General features: G+C 33.2%; 14 protein-coding genes. 7 read left to right on the forward strand and 7 right to left on the reverse strand.

The genetic code is table 11. The features are described from left to right. The 4 genes from amt to ABJM36_RS14480 all read right to left on the reverse strand — a co-directional run. Nucleotides 1-1,134: ammonium transporter (amt, locus tag ABJM36_RS14465; RefSeq protein WP_348452213.1), on the reverse strand; the 1,134-nt coding region annotated here is incomplete at its 3' end. A 21-nt stretch (nucleotides 1,135-1,155) separates the two neighbouring features. Continuing rightward, nucleotides 1,156-1,494 carry a P-II family nitrogen regulator gene (locus ABJM36_RS14470; protein ID WP_348452214.1) on the reverse strand — a complete coding sequence of 113 codons (339 nt, stop codon included), beginning with the start codon at nucleotides 1,492-1,494 and terminating at the stop codon, nucleotides 1,156-1,158. Between the two features lie 162 nt (nucleotides 1,495-1,656). Then, nucleotides 1,657-2,943: an ammonium transporter gene (locus tag ABJM36_RS14475; RefSeq protein ID WP_348452215.1), complete on the reverse strand. Its 1,287-nt coding sequence runs from the start codon at nucleotides 2,941-2,943 to the stop codon at nucleotides 1,657-1,659. A gap of 89 nt (nucleotides 2,944-3,032) precedes the next feature. Next, entirely contained in the window at nucleotides 3,033-4,052 is a 1,020-nt protein-coding gene (locus ABJM36_RS14480; RefSeq protein WP_348452267.1) for an outer membrane beta-barrel protein, read from the reverse strand. A gap of 508 nt (nucleotides 4,053-4,560) precedes the next feature. Between ABJM36_RS14480 and gltB the strand changes: the two genes are divergently transcribed. Together gltB and ABJM36_RS14490 are read left to right on the forward strand one after the other, a co-directional pair. After that, complete coding sequence (gltB, locus tag ABJM36_RS14485; protein ID WP_348452216.1) at nucleotides 4,561-9,075, forward strand: glutamate synthase large subunit; 4,515 nt, start codon at nucleotides 4,561-4,563, stop codon at nucleotides 9,073-9,075. 4 nt (nucleotides 9,076-9,079) lie between these two features. Then, nucleotides 9,080-10,543, forward strand: coding sequence for a glutamate synthase subunit beta (locus tag ABJM36_RS14490; RefSeq protein ID WP_348452217.1), 1,464 nt, complete (start codon nucleotides 9,080-9,082; stop codon nucleotides 10,541-10,543). 53 nt (nucleotides 10,544-10,596) lie between these two features. On the opposite strand, the gene ABJM36_RS14495 is transcribed toward ABJM36_RS14490, so the two are convergent. Both ABJM36_RS14495 and ABJM36_RS14500 read right to left on the reverse strand, forming a co-directional pair. After that, nucleotides 10,597-11,346 (reverse strand): LytTR family DNA-binding domain-containing protein, encoded by a 750-nt coding sequence (locus tag ABJM36_RS14495; protein ID WP_348452218.1) that lies wholly within the window; start codon nucleotides 11,344-11,346, stop codon nucleotides 10,597-10,599. Between the two features lie 2 nt (nucleotides 11,347-11,348). After that, entirely contained in the window at nucleotides 11,349-13,100 is a 1,752-nt protein-coding gene (locus tag ABJM36_RS14500; protein ID WP_348452219.1) for a histidine kinase, read from the reverse strand. A 199-nt stretch (nucleotides 13,101-13,299) separates the two neighbouring features. Between ABJM36_RS14500 and ABJM36_RS14505 the strand changes: the two genes are divergently transcribed. The 3 genes from ABJM36_RS14505 to ABJM36_RS14515 are packed head-to-tail and all read left to right on the forward strand — an operon-like array spanning nucleotide 13,300 to nucleotide 15,824. After that, entirely contained in the window at nucleotides 13,300-13,725 is a 426-nt protein-coding gene (locus ABJM36_RS14505; protein ID WP_348452220.1) for a hypothetical protein, read from the forward strand. An 11-nt stretch (nucleotides 13,726-13,736) separates the two neighbouring features. Continuing rightward, complete coding sequence (locus ABJM36_RS14510) at nucleotides 13,737-14,648, forward strand: tetratricopeptide repeat protein (RefSeq protein WP_348452221.1); 912 nt, start codon at nucleotides 13,737-13,739, stop codon at nucleotides 14,646-14,648. 39 nt (nucleotides 14,649-14,687) lie between these two features. Continuing rightward, on the forward strand, nucleotides 14,688-15,824 hold the full coding sequence (locus ABJM36_RS14515; protein WP_348452222.1) for a T9SS type A sorting domain-containing protein: 1,137 nt from the start codon (nucleotides 14,688-14,690) through the stop codon (nucleotides 15,822-15,824). 113 nt (nucleotides 15,825-15,937) lie between these two features. Here the strand turns inward: ABJM36_RS14515 and fbp are convergent, their stop codons facing one another. Further along, a complete protein-coding gene (gene fbp / locus ABJM36_RS14520; RefSeq protein ID WP_348452223.1) occupies nucleotides 15,938-16,945 on the reverse strand; it encodes a class 1 fructose-bisphosphatase in 1,008 nt (335 codons plus the stop codon). Between the two features lie 121 nt (nucleotides 16,946-17,066). On the opposite strand from fbp, the gene ABJM36_RS14525 reads away from it, so the two are divergent. Then, entirely contained in the window at nucleotides 17,067-17,549 is a 483-nt protein-coding gene (locus tag ABJM36_RS14525; protein ID WP_348452224.1) for a GNAT family N-acetyltransferase, read from the forward strand. 12 nt (nucleotides 17,550-17,561) lie between these two features. Then, a complete protein-coding gene (locus tag ABJM36_RS14530) occupies nucleotides 17,562-18,812 on the forward strand; it encodes an aspartate kinase (RefSeq protein ID WP_348452225.1) in 1,251 nt (416 codons plus the stop codon).

Genomic DNA, 18,812 nt, shown 5'->3' on the forward strand with positions numbered 1-18,812 from the left:
CTTTAAAACAAAGAATATTAAGAATGACGATATAATACAAATTGCTGCATAACAAGCAACTCCTAATAACTGTACTAAAAATGAATGCTCTGGGTTTGTTGAAAAGATTCCAACAGCTAAAGTTCCCCAAATACCACAAATTAAATGTACTGCAACAGCACCAACTGGGTCATCTAATTTGATAGCATCTACAAAAGCAACAGCAAATACAATAAGCGCACCTGCAATTCCTCCTATAATAATAGCACTTTCTGGAGTCATAACATCGGCACCAGCAGTAATACCAACTAATCCACCTAAAATACCATTTAAGAACATAGTTAAATCTAAATTCTTATATTTTAAAAAGTTAACAAATGCTGCAATTACACCACCAGATGCGGCAGCTAAACATGTTGTAACTAGGGTTAATGATGTTAATTCTGGATCGGCAGAAAGTACAGAACCTCCATTAAACCCAAACCATCCTAACCAAAGAATTAAAACACCAGCAGTTGCTAATGGTATGTTATGTCCTGGAATAGCTTGTGGTTTCCCTTCTTTATCAAATTTCCCGATACGAGAACCTAGTAGGTAAACCGCAACTAAAGCCGCCCATCCACCAACAGAGTGTACTAATGTAGAACCGGCAAAATCATAGAATCCCATTTGGTCTAAAAATCCGCCACCCCATTTCCAAGATCCAGCTATTGGATAAATAATACCAACATAAATTACAGTAAAAAGCATAAATGCTCCAATTTTCATACGTTCTGCAACAGCTCCAGATACAATGGTTGCAGCCGTAGCAGCAAACATTCCTTGAAATAAGAAATCTGTCCAATAGGTATAGCCTTCATTATATGTTAAGTCTAAAGCACCTTCGGCAGTTAGTGGCGCATCAAATCCAAATCCTGCAAAACCTAAAATCCCTGAAGAATCTTCGGCAAAACCTGGATACATTAAGTTAAACCCTACTATATAGTAAAGCAATAACCCAACGGTAATAATAAATATGTTTTTAAATAATATGTTTATTGTATTTTTTTGTCTAGTTAACCCAATTTCTAAAAATGCAAATCCAGTATGCATAAAGAAAACGAGCGCTGTACAGATCATCATCCATACATTATTAGTTGTTAGTAATCCTTCCATTATATTAATTTTAAACGATTTTTATTTTAAAGTGTCAACACCTTTTTCTCCTGTCCTTATTCTATAACACTCATTGACATCAGAGACAAATATTTTACCATCTCCAACTTCTCCTGTACTAGCAGAATCTAACAGTGTTTTAATAGTTATTTCTTCAAAATCATCATTCACAACGATTGATAAATGTCTACGTTGAATATCACTAGTACTATATGATACACCTCTGTAAACATGTCCTGTTTTTTCATTTCCAAGACCGGTTACATCCCAATAAGAAAAAAAGTTAACACCCACTTCATGCAAAGCTTCTTTAACAACACGATATTTTGATTTTCTAATAATTGCTTCAATTTTTTTCATAATTCATTAACTTATATATTGTTTAGTTTGTTAAAATAGGAAAAATTTTTATTTCGTTATAATTACCCATAAACAGTATTATTAATTGGGTCTATATTAAAGACCAAAAGACGCCCTATTTTATTAAGGCACCTTTTGGTTTTTATTTTGTTGTTTAAAAGATTACTCTTCAATCTCTCTTTGTCTCTTACCATGGTAAGCGATAGAACCATGCTCTGTCCAGTCAAGACCTGCAATTTCTTCAGCTTCAGTAACTCTTAATCCAATTGTTTTCTTCATTATAAATAAGAAAATAAAAGATAAACCAATGGCCCAAGCTGCATAAGCTAAAACTCCAATAGCTTGTGCGCCTAACTGTGCAGCACCACCACCATTAAAGATTCCAATTCCTGCATCACCATCAATCCCCCAAAGACCTATTACTAAAGTTCCCCAAGCACCACAAACACCGTGTACAGAAATGGCACCAACGGCATCATCAATTTTTAAATTCTTTTCAACAAATCCAATAGCAAATACTACAAGAATACCACCTATTAGACCGGCTAATACAGCACCACCTTCGCTCATGTTTCCACAACCAGCAGTAATACTTACTAAACCAGCAAGCGATCCATTTAAAGTCATTCCTAAATTTGGTTTTCCATTTTTAAACCAAGTTAAAAGTAAAGCACCTAAAGCACCAGCAGAAGCAGCTAAGTTAGTTACTAATACAACTTGAGACGCAGCAACAGAATCATCGCCACCCCAAGCTAATTGAGAACCACCGTTAAAACCAAACCATCCTAACCAAAGAATAAATACACCTAAAGTAGCATACATTTGGTTATGACCGTGCATTTCAACAGGCTTACCATCTAAGAATTTTCCGATTCTAGGACCTACCATCCAAGCAGCCACAAGTGCAGCCCATCCACCTACAGAGTGAACAATAGACGACCCAGCAAAATCGATAAATTCAGCAGGCATAATACCATCAGTGTTGTTTAACCAACCACCATTCCATTCCCAACCACCAGCGATAGGGTAAATAAAAGCAGTTAATACAATACTAAAAATAGCATAAGTTGTATATTTTGTTCTTCCGGCTACAGCACCAGAAACAATAGTTGCAGCAGTTGCAGCAAATACTGTTTGGAAGAATAAATCGGCAGCACCTTGAGAAAACGTAAATCCTCCCCAGTGGAAGAAACCTCCGCCCATATCGGCACCGTACATTAAAGAATATCCAATAAACCAGAAGGCTAAAGAACCAACAGCTATATCAAGGAAGTTTTTCATGGCTATGTTTACAGCATTCTTAGAATCTGTCATTCCTGACTCAACTAAAAAGAATCCTGCTTGCATAAAGAATACTAAGATACCTGAGATAAGCATCCATAGCATTCCCATATCGCCTTCTATTGCGGCAGTATCTTGAATTAAAAGGGGCATATTTAATATAGACATAATAAAATTTTTTGGTTAGTTAATAAAAAAAGCAAGTTCTCCATGTAAAGAGAACTTGCTACAATATTCTCTTTTTTTTATTTTTTCTCTTAGAAAGAGTAGATTGCTGCTAAAACAAAAGAACCTAAACTTTTAGAAGCTGCTAAATCGTTATCAATAAAAGATTCCTCACTTGCACTATCTAATCTTAATTCAGGCTTAATAGTTAAATTCTCTACTGAATAGCTACCAGTTAATGTTACAGCAAAAACAGAGTTTTCACCATCAGCATCACTAGTTCCTATAGCTCCAAAAAATTCAGTTTCTGAAAAATATTCAGCTCTTAATCCAACACTAAATGCATCTGAAGTAGCTAATTGCGGGTATAAAGCAACACCTGTAAATGTACCACCGTCATCTTCAACAGTTAGATGAGCAGCATTTATTCCTAAGAAAAAGCTATCAGATAAATCAAATCCACCAGTAAAATCAATTTCAGTAAAAGAAGGGTCTAATAAGAAATTCAAGAATTGACCTTTAAATCCTAATTGTGCACCAAAAGCATAATCACCAGTTGGGTTAAATTCTGTTAAGTCAGTATCATTCATTACTCCTAACATTAAGCTAAAATCATCCGATAAAGCGATATCAGCTTTTAAACCCGTATGAGAAAATGGTCCATAAGAGAATAAGTAAGACGTACTATAGTTAAAGTTAGCTGTTGGAGAAATAACTTCATACCCTAAAAACGTATTAAAGTTACCCATTGTTAAAGTTACAGCATCACTAACATTCCAGTAAGCATATAATTGATTAACGATATTACCACTTGCAGAATACATTGGAGAAGCAAAAATGGCGTCTGTACCTCTAGGGCCAAATACTAAATCTGCAACAAAACCTGTTTTTTCTCCTTCATAAGAAGCTATAACATTCGCCATACCTAAAGCAAAACCAGGTAAGTTGGCAAAAGATGAGCCAGGTGCAATTGCATTCTCATCATTAGGAGCAGTAAGATTTGCTCTGTAATATGCATCAACACTACCACTAATAGATAGTTTTGGAGTTTCTTCTTGTGCGAATAACGCTGTAGCTACAAAAAGCATTGAAAGTGTAATAATTTTTTTCATCATTGTTTTATTTTTAAGTTATTTAATTTCTTAGATCTAATTTTTGGTTAGTTAGTTTTCTTAAATTTTATAGACCTAATTTTCCTTAAGAACGAGGCTAAACTATGTGAAAATATTTTAACCCCCATAAAAAATAGGGGTAATTGAGATACTTTTATTGATATTCTATTTTTTACCCTGTTTTTTTAGGGGTGTTTGATTAAATTATTGAAATTTTGAATTATCAACAACAAGAATAATTGAATTATTGTCAGTATTTTCCGGAATTCAATACAATAATTTCCATTTATTAAATAAATCATTAACAAAAATTCAGATATACGTATATATTAACAAAATTTTACGGTTTGAATATTCATTAAAAAAGCGGAGTAATATTGTTATATAATTATTTTTATCTCCTAATGTCTTCTAAAATCGAAATAATAATTACACTTTATTGTAATTCAAATTGTAGAACGTATCTTAGCTTTTCAACTCAAGTTTTTAAATTAATTTATTGTTGACTATGATTAAGAAGCAAGGACTTTATTTGCCAGAATTTGAACACGAAAACTGTGGTGCAGGTTTTATTTGTAATCTTAAAGGAGAGAGAACAAATCAAATTATTCATGATGCATTAGAAATTTTGGTAAAATTAGAGCACCGTGGCGGTGTAAGTGCAGATGGAAAAACCGGTGATGGCGCTGGATTACTAATTGATATCCCTCACGACTATTTTAAACGCGTTTGTGATTTTGATATTCCAGAACAAAGAGAATATGCCGTTGGTATGGTATTTTTACCTAAGGTAGACAATCAATATGTTTTTTGTAAAACGACCTTTGAAAAGGAAGTTGAAGCGCAAGGACTTTCCATTTTAGGATGGCGTAAAGTACCTGTAGATTCTACACAATTAGGGCAAATTGCATTAGCATCTGAACCTAATATAGAGCAACTGTTTATTGGTAAAACCGAAGCTATTGATGAGGCCACTTTTAAAGCCAAATTATACGCTGCTAGAAAAATAACTGAACACACTATTAGAAACTCTAAAATTTCTGAAAGTGGTTATTTCTATGTTCCTAGCTTATCAACAACAACTTTAATATATAAAGGTATTATTATGCCTGAAGATATTGGGCCATATTATACCGATTTACAACAAATAGATTTAGTTACACGTTTGGCCTTAGTACACCAGCGTTTCTCAACTAATACCATGCCTACTTGGGAATTGGCTCAACCATTTCGTCACATGTGTCAAAATGGAGAGATTAACACCCTTCGTGGTAATGTAAGTAGAATGCGTGTTCGTGAAGAAATCATGAAAAGTGATGTTTTCGGACCGCAAATAGACAAATTATTCCCAATAATTTTACCAGGAAAATCAGATTCTGCTTCTATGGATATGGTGGTTGAATTATTAACACACACAGGACGATCATTACCAGAAATTATGATGATGATGATTCCTGAAGCTTGGGAAAAACACGCTACAATGTCTGAAGAGCGTAAAGCATTTTACGAGTACAATGCTTGTATAATGGAACCTTGGGACGGACCAGCATCGGTACCATTTACAGATGGCGATTACATTGGTGCTTTATTAGACCGTAACGGTTTAAGACCTTCAAGATACACGGTTACAAAAAGCGGAAAATTAATTATGTCATCAGAAATTGGAGTTGTAGAAGTGGCTCCTGAAGATGTAAAAGAACATGGTCGATTAGAGCCAGGAAAAATGTTCTTAGTGGACATGAACGATGGTCGAATTATTGAAGATGAGGAAATAAAAAGCAAAATAGTTTCAGAAAGACCATATAAAGAATGGCTAGATAAAACACGTTTACATTTAAAAGACGTGCCTTACACTAGCGAAACTTGTCCAATTGAAACTATTGATATTAAAACGCGTCAGCGTTTATTCAATTACACCTTTGAAGATATTCAAGAGGTAATTACGCCAATGGCTCAAGTTGGAAAAGAAGCTTTAGGATCGATGGGAATTGATACGCCTTTAGCTGTACTTTCAGATAGGCCTCAATTAATCTCAAACTACTTTAAACAATTATTCGCACAGGTAACAAACCCACCTTTAGATGGAATTCGCGAAGAAATTGTAACAGATATTAGTTTAAATCTTGGTAAGGACAGAAACATTTTTAGTATTACTGAAAGACAATGTCGTAAACTAAGAATTCAGAATCCCGTTATATCAAACGGCGATTTAGAAAAAATTAGAACTATTGATATTGATGGTTTCCAAACCGAAACTATTCAAATGCTATACCCTAAAATTGAGGGTATGAATGGTTTAGAAGATGCTCTTGACGATATCATCATTCAAATTGAAAAAGCTTTAGAAAGAAAAACAAATATCATTATTCTTTCTGATAGAGGTGTAAATCAAGATTTTGCTCCAATTCCAGCGTTATTAGCGTGTTCTTATATCAATCATCAACTGAATCGTTTACGCAAGCGTTCTTATTTCGATATTATTATTGAATCGGCAGAACCTCGTGAACCACATCATTTTGCAACCTTATTTGGTTATGGCGCTAGTGCAATAAACCCTTATATGGTTAACGAAATTATCAGAATGCAAGTTAAAGAAGGCTTCATAACTGGTATGGACGAGCAAAAAGCAGTCGATAATTTCAATAAAGCTATTGGAAAAGGTATTTTAAAAGTAATGAACAAAATTGGGATCTCTACACTGCACTCGTACAGAGGTTCTCAAATTTTCGAAATAGTTGGTTTCAATTCTCAATTTGTTGAAAAATATTTCCCATACACCGCTTCAAGAATAGAAGGTATTGGTTTATATGAAATTGAAAAAGAAATTGACCAACGTTATAAACAAGCGTATCCAGATAATGCTATCGATAAAAACTTAGGTTTAAATATTGGTGGAGATTATAGATGGAGACGTAATGGTGAGCGTCACTTATTTAATCCTACAACTGTTGCAAAACTACAACAGGCTGTTAGATTAAGTGATCAGGCAAGTTACGATGTTTACGCAAAAGCCATAAACGAACAATCTGAAAACTTAATGACCATTCGTGGTTTATTTGAGTTTGATAACCTAGACCCTATTCCTTTAGATGAAGTAGAGCCATGGACAGAAATTGTTAAAAAGTTTAAAACCGGAGCCATGTCCTATGGTTCTATTTCTCGTGAAGCACATGAGAATTTAGCTATAGCTATGAATAGAATTGGAGGAAAATCTAATTCTGGTGAGGGTGGAGAAGACAGAAAACGTTTTCAAAAAGATATTAATGGCGATAGCCGTAACTCTGCTATCAAGCAAGTTGCATCGGGACGTTTTGGAGTAACATCACATTACCTTTCTAGCGCCAAAGAAATTCAAATTAAAATGGCTCAAGGAGCTAAGCCTGGTGAAGGTGGACAACTACCAGGTGAAAAGGTTTTACCTTGGATTGCCTCGGCACGTAACTCAACACCTTTTGTAGGGTTGATTTCACCGCCACCACATCATGATATCTATTCTATTGAAGATTTAGCGCAATTAATTTACGATTTAAAAAATGCAAATCGCGAAGCTAGAATTAACGTAAAGTTAGTATCGGAAGTTGGTGTAGGTACAATCGCAGCCGGTGTAGCCAAAGCAAAAGCTGATGTCGTATTAATTTCAGGGTATGATGGTGGAACAGGAGCCTCTCCTTTAACCTCATTAAAACATGCTGGTTTACCTTGGGAACTAGGTTTATCTGAAGCGCAACAGACTTTAGTTTTAAACAACTTAAGAAGTAGAATTGTTGTAGAATGTGATGGCCAATTAAAAACAGGACGTGATGTTGCAATTGCCGCATTATTAGGAGCCGAAGAATTTGGTTTTGCAACTGCACCTTTAGTGGCTTCAGGATGTATTATGATGCGTAAGTGTCATTTAAATACTTGTCCAGTAGGAATTGCAACTCAAGATAAAGAATTACGTAAAAACTTTAAAGGAACACCAGAACACGTTATTAATTTCTTCTACTACATTGCTGAAGAATTAAGAGGTATTATGGCGCAACTAGGCTTTAGAACGTTAGCAGAAATGGTTGGTCAAACCAATAAAATTAATGCTAATAAAGCTATTAAACATTATAAAGCAAAAGGCTTAGATTTATCAAGTATATTGCACAGACCTTCAACTTACAACAAACTTCCTGTAAGAAATACAGAAGGCCAAGACCATAACCTAGAAAACGTTTTAGACTTTACAATACTTAAAGATTCTCATAGAGCTTTATATCGAAAAGAGAAAATGACGCTTGCTTATCCTATAAATAACATAAACCGTACCGTAGGTGCTATTGTAAGTAACGAAATCTCTAAAATATATGGTCATTTAGGATTACCTGAAGACACCTTGAATATTAACTTTACAGGTTCGGCAGGACAAAGTTTCGGAGCATTTGGAGCACATGGTTTATCATTTATTTTAGAAGGTAACACAAACGATTATTTAGGTAAAGGATTATCAGGAGCCAAACTAATTGTAAAAAAACCTGCAAAAGCAGATTTTATAGCTGAAAACAACATCATTGTTGGTAATGTATGTTTATTTGGAGCCGTTGCCGGTGAAGCTTACATTAATGGTATTGCAGGCGAACGTTTTGCAGTAAGAAACTCTGGAGCAACTACAGTCGTTGAAGGTGTTGGAGATCACGGTTGTGAGTACATGACAGGAGGAAAAGTAATAGTTCTTGGTAAAACAGGACGAAACTTTGCTGCAGGTATGAGTGGTGGTATTGCTTATGTATACGATCCTAATAACAAATTTGTAAACGGATTATGTAATACTGAAACTATAGAGTTTGAAGATATTACAAGTGAAGATGCAAACGAATTAAAACAAACTATTGAAAAACACGCACTTTATACGGACAGTAGTCTTGCTAAAAAATTATTGGCAGATTGGGATACTAGTCTTGGTAATTTTGTAAAAGTGATGCCAATAGAATACAAACGTGCCTTAAAACGTTTAGAGACAGAAGAACCAATGGTAGAAGAATTAACAACAGCATAGTGTCATGGGAAAAGTAACTGGATTTAAAGAATTTGAAAGACAAGATGAGAGCTACAAGCCTGTAGAAGATCGTGTAAAGCATTATAAAGAGTTTACTCAACCTCTTTCTGAAGAAGAAATAACAAAACAAGGATCACGTTGTATGGATTGTGGTATTCCGTTTTGCCATAGTGGTTGTCCATTAGGAAATTTAATTCCTGATTTTAACCACATGGTACATCAAGGAGAGTGGCAAAAAGCGTCATGGCTACTACATTCAACAAATAACTTCCCTGAATTTACAGGTCGTTTATGCCCTGCACCATGTGAGCAATCGTGTGTATTAGGTATTATTGAAGACCCTGTATCTATTGAAAATATTGAAAAAAATATTGTTGAGCGCGCCTTTAAAGAAGGTTGGATTAAACCTCAACCACCAAAAACAAGAACGGGTAAAACCATTGCTGTTGTAGGTTCTGGACCTGCTGGTTTAGCTGCCGCACAACAATTAAATAGAGCTGGACATACAGTAACTGTTTTTGAACGTGATGATGAAGTTGGAGGTTTATTACGTTATGGTATTCCTAACTTTAAAATGGAAAAGGAAATTATAGACCGTCGTATCGCAATTTTAAAAGCAGAAGGCATTACATTTAAAACTAACGTAAATGTTGGTGTTAATTATGATGTAAAAGATTTATTAGCATTCGATTCGATAGTACTTTGTGGTGGGGCTACAGAAAGAAGAAGCCTTCCAACACCTGGTATTGATGCAGATGGTGTTGTTCAAGCTATGGATTTCTTAACACAACAAACCAAAGTAGTATTTGGTAAAGAAGTTAAAGATCAAGTATTGGCAACCGATAAAAACGTAATTATAATTGGTGGTGGTGATACAGGTTCAGATTGTATAGGAACATCTAATCGTCAAGGTGCAAAATCGGTAGTTAATTTTGAAATTATGCCAAAGCCACCAGGACATCGTTCGCCAACTACACCTTGGCCATTTTGGCCATTACAATTAAAAACATCATCGTCTCACAAAGAGGGTGTTGAGCGTAATTGGTTAATAAACACTAAAGAATTTATTAAAGATGAAAACGGCAAATTAACAGCACTTAAAACTGTTAATGTCGAGTGGAAAATGGTTCCTGGACAACGTCCTCAATTGATAGAAGTTGCTGGCACCGAAAAAACATGGCCATGTGATTTAGCTTTATTAGCCCTTGGTTTTACTGGTCCTGAAAGCACATTAGCTGATAAATTAGGAATTGAAAAAGATGCACGTACTAACTATAAAGCAGAATACGGAAAGTATCAAACAAATATTCCAAAAATATTTACTGCTGGTGATATGCGTCGCGGACAATCATTAATTGTTTGGGCCATTTCTGAAGGTAGAGAAGCTGCAAGACAGGTAGATTTATATTTAATGGGTAAATCTAATTTACCTTCTAAAGATGTTACTGGCGATTTAGTTGCTATGTAATTTCAATAATATTTTAATTAAAAATGCGAACTGAGGAGTTCGCATTTTTTTTGTCATGATATTTTAATAAAACGCTGTATAAATTCCTCTTTACGTCGTATAGAAACATCGATATTTTTATTATCCTCCATCGTAACATAACCGCCTTTGCCTTTGGTATACTTGGTTACATAATTCAAATTCACTAAATACGAGTTATGCACCCTAAAAAATTGATTATTACAAAGTAGTTTATCAAAAGTCTTTAATGTTTTAGAAGTTGTTATTTTATTACCCTGCTTTGTAAAAATGTGAGTATAATTAACATCGGCATTACAGTACAAAATATCTGAAACCTCAACAAAAACATAACCATCTGATGTTGCTATACTAATTCTTTTTAATGCATTTTTCACTTTTAAATTATGAAACAGTACATCTATTTTGTTTTTTAAATGCGTCGTTTCAACCACTTTTTGAAGTTTTAAAACAGCCTCATGAAAGTCATCCTTATCTATAGGCTTTAATAAATAATCTAAAGCACTAAACCGAAAGGCTTCAACCGCATAGCTTTCAAAAGCCGTTGTAAAAATGACATTAAAATTTATATTTTCAATTTGTTTTAAATAATCAAATCCTGTTTGATTCCCAATCACAACATCTAGAAACACTAATTTTGGTTGTAATGCTTTAGTGCCTTCAATTCCTGCTTCAACCGTATTAAACGTACCCAAAACTTTAAAAACATCGGGGTAATTTGATGTTAATTTTAAAACGGCATCGGTGCAATGCTGCTCATCATCTATTATAATGGTTTTTACCATGATTAAAATTCAAATTTTAATGGCAGTTTAACTTCAACCCTCACACCTTGTTCCTTATCAATTATACGAAGGCTTCCTTTAGTTTTATTCTGCGCATTTATAATATCAATTCTGTTTTTGGTTAAAGTTATACCTAAAGAGGTGTTCTCCTTGGGATCTTTAATAGTTTGTTTTCTGCCCACACCATTATCATCTACAGTGCAAAATAGCATGTTGTTTTCTTTTTTAAACTCAATACCAATGTGACCAGAATTTTCCATTTGTGCTATACCATGCCATATACTATTCTCTAAAAAAGGTTGTAAAATTAAAGGTGGAATTAAGGTGTTATTAACATCAATAGTGTCACTAACTATAATAGAATAAGTAAAAATTTTATTGAGTCGTTTTTGCTCAATTTCTAAATAATTTTTTAGAACCTCAATATCGTCCTTTAGTAAAACCTCTTTTTCAGTTGAATTTTCTAGTGTTTTTCTAATTAGTTTAGAGAACTTAGTTAAATAGCTGGTAGCCGATTCTGTATCATTCTGTATAATATAACTATTAATCGAGTTTAGGGAATTAAATATAAAATGCGGATTCATTTGCGCCTGTAAGGCCTTTAATTCCGTAGCTGATACTTTTGCGTTAAAGTCTGATTTTTGCTTCTTCTTAAAAAACAGAAAACCTATTAAGCCAGAAAATAACAATATAAATCCTGTTGCTATTGCAGAGTTAGCAAGGTTTTTTTGGCGCTCTATTTCGTTCTGTGCCAACAATTTTTCTTTATCGGCTTCAAATTGAATTTGTTTTCTTGACAGTTCTAATTTTTTACTATTATTTATAAGACTATCTTTTAAAAAAGTAAATTTTGTTTGGGCATAAAGCGCTTGTTTATAATCTTCCTGCTTTTTGTAAATCTTATATAAAGTTTCCCAAATCGCTTTTTCAAGGCTAGCGTTTCTTAAAGATTGTTTTGAAGATAACGCGTTTAAAGCATATTTTTCAGCATTCTGTAAGTCTGAATTATTCATATAAACCTCGGAAGCATTAAGATACACCGGTATCCTTACCAATTCTAAGTTATGCTTATTTAATAATGCTAGACTTTCTTCAATATTAACCTTGGCACTATCAGATTGTTGTATTCTACTTTTAATCAACGCCAAATTGCTTAACGTATGGCTTAAATAAATGTAGTTTTTAGCTTTTCGCTCTAATACCAAAGCCTTATTTAAATAGTAAAGGGCAGAGTCGTTCTTTTTTAATTCACCATAAATATTACCCAAGGTTTCGTAAGAACCAAAACTAGGATGCTTTTTAATTATCTTTTTAAAATATGGGATAGCCTTTTTAAATTCTTCTAATTCATAATACAGTACCCCTAGATAACTATTCAATTTTAGAGATGCAATTTGTAAAGAAGGATCTGAACTTCCAACATCCATGGCTTTATGATAATAATCTAGCGCTATGTAAGGATTAGAAAGAATATATTGATGCACTACACCAATAACTTGGTAAGAATCTAAAATACCCTTGTTAAAACCTATTGCTTCTGATACTTTAAGGGTTTGTTTAGCAAAATCAATTTGGAAAGTATCTTGAGGGCGTAAGGACAAGGTTCTTTTCGAGAAGTGCGTTCTTAAATTAACGTAAGTGGTATCAAACTGTTTGTAGTTTTCTATAATATGACTTATGGAATCTAACTCGTTTTGCTGAGAAAATACAAGTGAAGAAAATAGAACAATAAAATAAAACAATGTTTTCCTCATAGGTACAACTTTAAGAATAAAGTATAATTTAAAGCTTGGTTTAAGAATTAAAAATACAAATAAGCTAAAGAATAACCTTCTATAAACTTTTAAAATCCACCACAATTAATAACAAAATACTTACAAATAATAATTTAACATAGTCTTTTTCAGCTTTATAATGTATATTTATAAGGCTATTAATTAATTACTTACGACCATGAAATCCCTCAACAGTACATTTTTACCTGTTGTGTTGTGCTTCTTTTTTATCATGCCAATACAAAGTTTTTCCCAAAACAAAAGACAGTTAAAACCCAAGCGATCTTCAAAAATAGAAAGCGCCGATAAATTTGTGGATTTATCCTATAATTTATATCACAAAGTATTTGTGCATGACAGCTTAACACAAGTTGGCATTGAAATTCCTGCCGATTTAGAAAATGAACTTCTTGAAAGCGCCCAAACGGACGTAGATAGCCTTTGGGAAGTTTTACCAGATGTTATAGACGACATAGCCAATAGTGGTGCATCTTTTATAAACAAAGGACGTGCAACCTTAAATTTAAACAAATCTAAAAAAGCATTAAAATACTGTGCGCTTTATGTAAAGCAGATGGTAGTTGGAACTAAAGAAGAAGAATAAAATGTGGTATTATGAAACAGTTTATATTTTTAATGATTCTCTTGTGGGGTTTAAATAGTTATTCTCAAAATTACGAAAGCAACTATAAAACAGATATCTGCGCATGTATTGAAGCCGAACAAAACACCAGGCAACTAGCCGATAATATTTACAATGCCTGTTTTGCTAAACACATGATTACTTATGCAGATTTAATAGACTCTCAAATTAATGAAGCAGATAAAACCAAAAAATTTATTACCGGCCAACAAGTAAGACGCGATTTAAACCAAAAATTCAAATATGAGCTTGCTAATGTTTGTGATGCATACGTTGATATAATAGAAAGTAAAAAACGACACTTACTACAGGAAATCCGAACTAAAAAAATTGACTCTTCTAGAATTGATCAACTAAACCAAACCGTTGCTATGGTGCCTAATTATTATAGTTATTTTAATCGTGGCCAGTATTACTATTATATAGGCGATTTAAATAAGGCTGAACGCGATGTAAAAAAAAGTATTGAGGATAACCCTTTAAATCAAAATGGTATATCGACACCCCAAGAAAGTCTATTACTAGCCTTAATTTACGAAGAACAAAAAAAATACAGTGAGGCCATTGCAATATATAATGCTATAAATACTAAAGCTATAAACCCATCTATAGAATTATTAAAAACCATTGTCTATAGAAAAAGTAACGGATATGTTTTGACAACTAAAAACGTTGAAGATAAAAAAGTTGAATCTATTGTTGCAAAAGAGACAACTGAAAAAATAACAGTTAACAGAAGGCAAAGAACAGCAACTAGAATTTCAGAAGCAAAAACAGAACAAAAGCAAAACAATACAACGCCAACCACAATTGCAAAAAAACAAACTACAATTAAAAGCAAAGATTCTACAAAAAATTTACGCGGCCTTTTTAAACTAGATTGACATCACTAAAATAAAGTATAACCTATTAAACCCATCCAAATGAAACATACTTACCTTTTATTACTTGTATTGATAATTACTGAAGGTTTCTCGCAATCGGAAACCAACTTTATACATATACCCGAAGTTTGGGAAAACGACACTTGGGATGGCACCAATTGGAACCTAATATCTCAAACTACATTCACCTTTAATAGTAATTGCTTAGCAACAGAGGGCTTATCTAAATTTATGGATTTTGGAGGCTCTGGGATGCTTGAAAATGCTTCTTTCCTTACATTAACTTACAACTCTAATGATTTACCTGTAGAGTCTATTAATCAGCTTTGGAATGAAGAAACAAGTAGTTGGGAAGACCAACTAAAAACGGAATTTATTTACACAGGAACTAACCTAACGCAATATATAAATTACGATTGGCTTAATAATACCTGGGAGCAATCCAATAGAGAACTAAACACCTACAATGCTTCAAATTTACTCACAGAAAATATTACCCAAACTTGGGATGAAACAAATATGGTTTGGATGAATAATACCAAAACCGAATACACTTATAACCCAAACGATACTTTTAATATTGTAACTATATATCATAGGGATAATTCAAACGGCAATTGGGTAAATGATACGCGAGAAACTTATAACTATACGGGTAATTTATTAAGCTCAAAAAAATCAGATACATGGAATACTTCGGCATGGGAGAATGATAGAATTAGTAATTACTCCTATGACTCTAACAACTTTTTAATTGAAACCCTAAAAACGAAATGGGATGGCGCTACTTATGAGAACGAAAATCGCATTTTACAAACCAATAACAGCGATGGCTTCCCTACCGAAATGATTAACCAAACATGGTTTTTTGGTTCGTGGTTAAGTGCCAGCAGAGATAGACGCACGTATCCGAGTTGTGCGTCGCTATCCATTAAAGATGTAGCAAAATCAGAACTTAAAATTTATCCAAATCCAACTAAAAACGAACTAAATATTAACAATAAAACTCCCGGATTAGTATCAATAACAGATTTAAATGGCAGACAAATTAAAAGCTTTATTCATAAAAATAATACAACAAGATTTGATACTTCCAAAATAAGCAACGGCGTTTATCTGTTGCGTTTTGAAGGTGAGAATATCAAAGTAACCAAACGCTTAATTATTAATCATTAACGACTTTATTACTGAACCCTAATAACAAAAAATGCGAACCTTATGGTTCGCATTTTTTTTATTCACTGTATCTGTTATAATCTTAAATCTAAAAGTAAATTGTTGTTTTATCCTTATTTCGTATTTCGCATAAACTCTTCAGCTTTTTCAACCATATTTTTACTACCACAAATAAAAGGTACACGTTGGTGTAATTCTGTTGGTTCAACATCCATAGTTCTTATAAAACCATCGCTAGATTTTCCATTAGCCTGTTCTGCTAAAAAGGCCATGGGGTTACATTCATATAACAAACGCAACTTTCCCTGCGGGTTTTTAGAACTTTGTGGGTACAAATAAATACCTCCTTTTATCATATTTCTATGAAAATCACTCACTAAAGACCCTATATATCTTGATGTGTAAGGCCTATCACCCTCTTCCTGTTGGCAATACTTTATATAATTTTTTACGCCCTGAGGAAAATGAATATAATTCCCTTCGTTAACCGAGTAAATATTTCCATCTTCAGGATACTCCATATTTGGGTGCGATAAATAAAAAGATCCTATTGCTGGGTTTAATGTAAAGCCATTAACACCATCACCGGTTGTATAAACCAACATAGTAGAGGTACCATAAACCACATAACCCGCTGCTACCTGCCGACTTCCTTTTTGTAAAAAATCATCTAAGGTTACAGGTGTTCCTACTGGAGTAATGCGTCTGTAAATAGAAAAAATAGTACCAACAGATACATTAACATCAATATTTGACGATCCATCTAAAGGATCAATAAGAACTATATATTTGTTTTGATGATTTTCATCTTGACTATTTATAGATATAAAATCGTCTTCTTCTTCACTTGCAATTCCACAAACAATATTTCTTTTTGTTAACGTTTGAATAAACTTTTCGTTAGCATAAACATCTAACTTTTGCTGATCTTCACCTTGAATATTAGTATCTCCAGCTGCACCAATAATATCCACTAAACCGGCCTTATTAACTTCATGATTTACAACTTTAGCGGCTAATCGAATAGAGTTTAAAAGACTTGATAATTCACCTGAAGAATATTTAAAGGATGATTGATTTTCAATAATAAATTCACCTAAAGTTTGTTTTTTGTGCGCCATGAAGTAATTTTTTAGTTTACACAAATATCCAAAAATTTTAATAAACTACAACGTTTTCGTTAGATATATATACTTTTAAATGAACAACTTTAAACTATATTTGACCTATTAACAATACATTATGGAATTTAAAATTAGAAACGCAAAGGCAAGCGATATGCCAGAGGTACATCATTTAATAAATGAATTGGCCATTTTTGAAAAAGAACCCGATGCCGTTGAAGTAACTGTAGAAGATTTACAAAATGATGGATTTGGAAAACAACCTGCATTTCATTGCTTTGTGGCCGAGGTGAATTCTAAAATTGAAGGTATAGCTTTAATATATAACCGTTACTCCACCTGGAAAGGTAAAATTATTCACTTGGAAGATTTAATTGTTAGTAAAGCTATGCGAGGAACTGGTTTAGGTACTGCCCTTTTGGATACAGTTGTTAAATACGGACACGATTTAGGCGTAAAGCGCATTAATTGGGAGGTTATAGATTGGAATGAAAAGGCAATTGCTTTTTACGAAAAAAAAGGTGCTAAGGTTTTAAGAGACTGGGATGTGGTTTGGCTTGATAAAGCAGCTATTAATAATTACATATCTAAAATAGATTAATAAAACGATTTCATGCAAGTATTTAAATTTGGTGGAGCTTCGATTAAAGATGCTAATGGTGTAAAAAACCTAGCTAGTGTCTTAAAAAAAGTGGGGTATAAAAACACGCTCGTGGTGGTTTCTGCTATGGGAAAAACAACCAATGCTTTAGAGCTTGTTATTAAAAATTATTTCGATAATAAAACCGAATTACAAAGCTCGCTTCAAGACGTTAAAAAATATCATAACGCTATTTTATTAGATCTATTTGACAATGTAAACCATGATGTTTTTAAAAAAGTAAATGTTTTATTTGATGAACTAAATAACTTTTTAAAAACTAATAAATCGCCAGATTACAACTATGTTTACGACCAATCTATTGGGTTTGGAGAACTTATATCTACAACTATTATTAGTGCGTATTTAAATACGATACACATAAAAAATAACTGGATAGATGTAAGAAGCCAAATTAAAACAGATAGTTATTACAGGCAAGCCAATGTTAACTGGAAAGTTACGCAACAGCTTATATCTTCAAATTTCGATAGGTCAATTTTAAACATAACCCAAGGTTTTTTAGGCAGCGACAACAACAATTTCACAACAACTTTAGGAAGAGAAGGCAGCGATTATACAGCAGCCATTTACGCCTATTGTTTAAATGCCAATAACGTAACCATATGGAAAGATGTTCCTGGTGTTTTAAACGCAGATCCACGTTATTTTGAACACGTTCAACTTTTAAATAAAATATCATACCGCGAGGCCATAGAATTAGCCTTTTATGGCGCATCTGTTATTCATCCTAAAACGTTGCAACCACTTCAAGGAAAAGAAATCCCATTGTATGTAAAATCCTTTTTAAACCCCGAAGCTAAGGGTACTCAAATAGGAAAAAATGAAACTTTAGAGCCCATGATGCCTTGCTTTATAGTAAAAAAAAAACAAGTCTTAATTTCCCTTTCTTCTTTAGATTTCTCATACATTGTAGAAGAGAATATAAGTGAAATTTTTAATTTTTTACATGAATACAAAATGAAGGTTGATGTCATTCAAAACTCGGCAATTAGTTTTACGGTTTGTGTTGATAATATTTATAATAACCTTGAAGCCTTAATACAAAATTTAAAAGCAAAATTTAAAGTATCTTGCCATGAAAATGTCTCACTGTACACGATTAGGCACTATGACGAGGCTGCGATAAGTAATATTGAAAAAGGTAAAACTATATTATTGAAACAATTAACTCCACAAACTGTTCAAATTATAACTAAATAG

Origin of the sequence: Algibacter sp., from assembly GCF_039977455.1 — a bacterium.
Classification (GTDB): Bacteria; Bacteroidota; Bacteroidia; order Flavobacteriales; family Flavobacteriaceae; genus Algibacter_B.

Bases quoted from the DNA above. Each gene is read 5' to 3' on its own strand.
- ABJM36_RS14480 (WP_348452267.1), bottom strand. From the start codon at position 4,052: ATGAAAAAAATTATTACACTTTCAATGCTTTTTGTAGCTACAGCGTTA.
- ABJM36_RS14475 (WP_348452215.1), bottom strand. From the start codon at position 2,943: ATGTCTATATTAAATATGCCCCTTTTAATTCAAGATACTGCCGCAATA.
- ABJM36_RS14470 (WP_348452214.1), bottom strand. From the start codon at position 1,494: ATGAAAAAAATTGAAGCAATTATTAGAAAATCAAAATATCGTGTTGTT.
- ABJM36_RS14500 (WP_348452219.1), bottom strand. From the start codon at position 13,100: ATGAGGAAAACATTGTTTTATTTTATTGTTCTATTTTCTTCACTTGTA.
- ABJM36_RS14505 (WP_348452220.1), top strand. From the start codon at position 13,300: ATGAAATCCCTCAACAGTACATTTTTACCTGTTGTGTTGTGCTTCTTT.
- ABJM36_RS14490 (WP_348452217.1), top strand. From the start codon at position 9,080: ATGGGAAAAGTAACTGGATTTAAAGAATTTGAAAGACAAGATGAGAGC.
- ABJM36_RS14525 (WP_348452224.1), top strand. From the start codon at position 17,067: ATGGAATTTAAAATTAGAAACGCAAAGGCAAGCGATATGCCAGAGGTA.
- ABJM36_RS14495 (WP_348452218.1), bottom strand. From the start codon at position 11,346: ATGGTAAAAACCATTATAATAGATGATGAGCAGCATTGCACCGATGCC.
- ABJM36_RS14530 (WP_348452225.1), top strand. From the start codon at position 17,562: ATGCAAGTATTTAAATTTGGTGGAGCTTCGATTAAAGATGCTAATGGT.
- ABJM36_RS14510 (WP_348452221.1), top strand. From the start codon at position 13,737: ATGAAACAGTTTATATTTTTAATGATTCTCTTGTGGGGTTTAAATAGT.
- fbp (WP_348452223.1), bottom strand. From the start codon at position 16,945: ATGGCGCACAAAAAACAAACTTTAGGTGAATTTATTATTGAAAATCAA.
- gltB (WP_348452216.1), top strand. From the start codon at position 4,561: ATGATTAAGAAGCAAGGACTTTATTTGCCAGAATTTGAACACGAAAAC.
- ABJM36_RS14515 (WP_348452222.1), top strand. From the start codon at position 14,688: ATGAAACATACTTACCTTTTATTACTTGTATTGATAATTACTGAAGGT.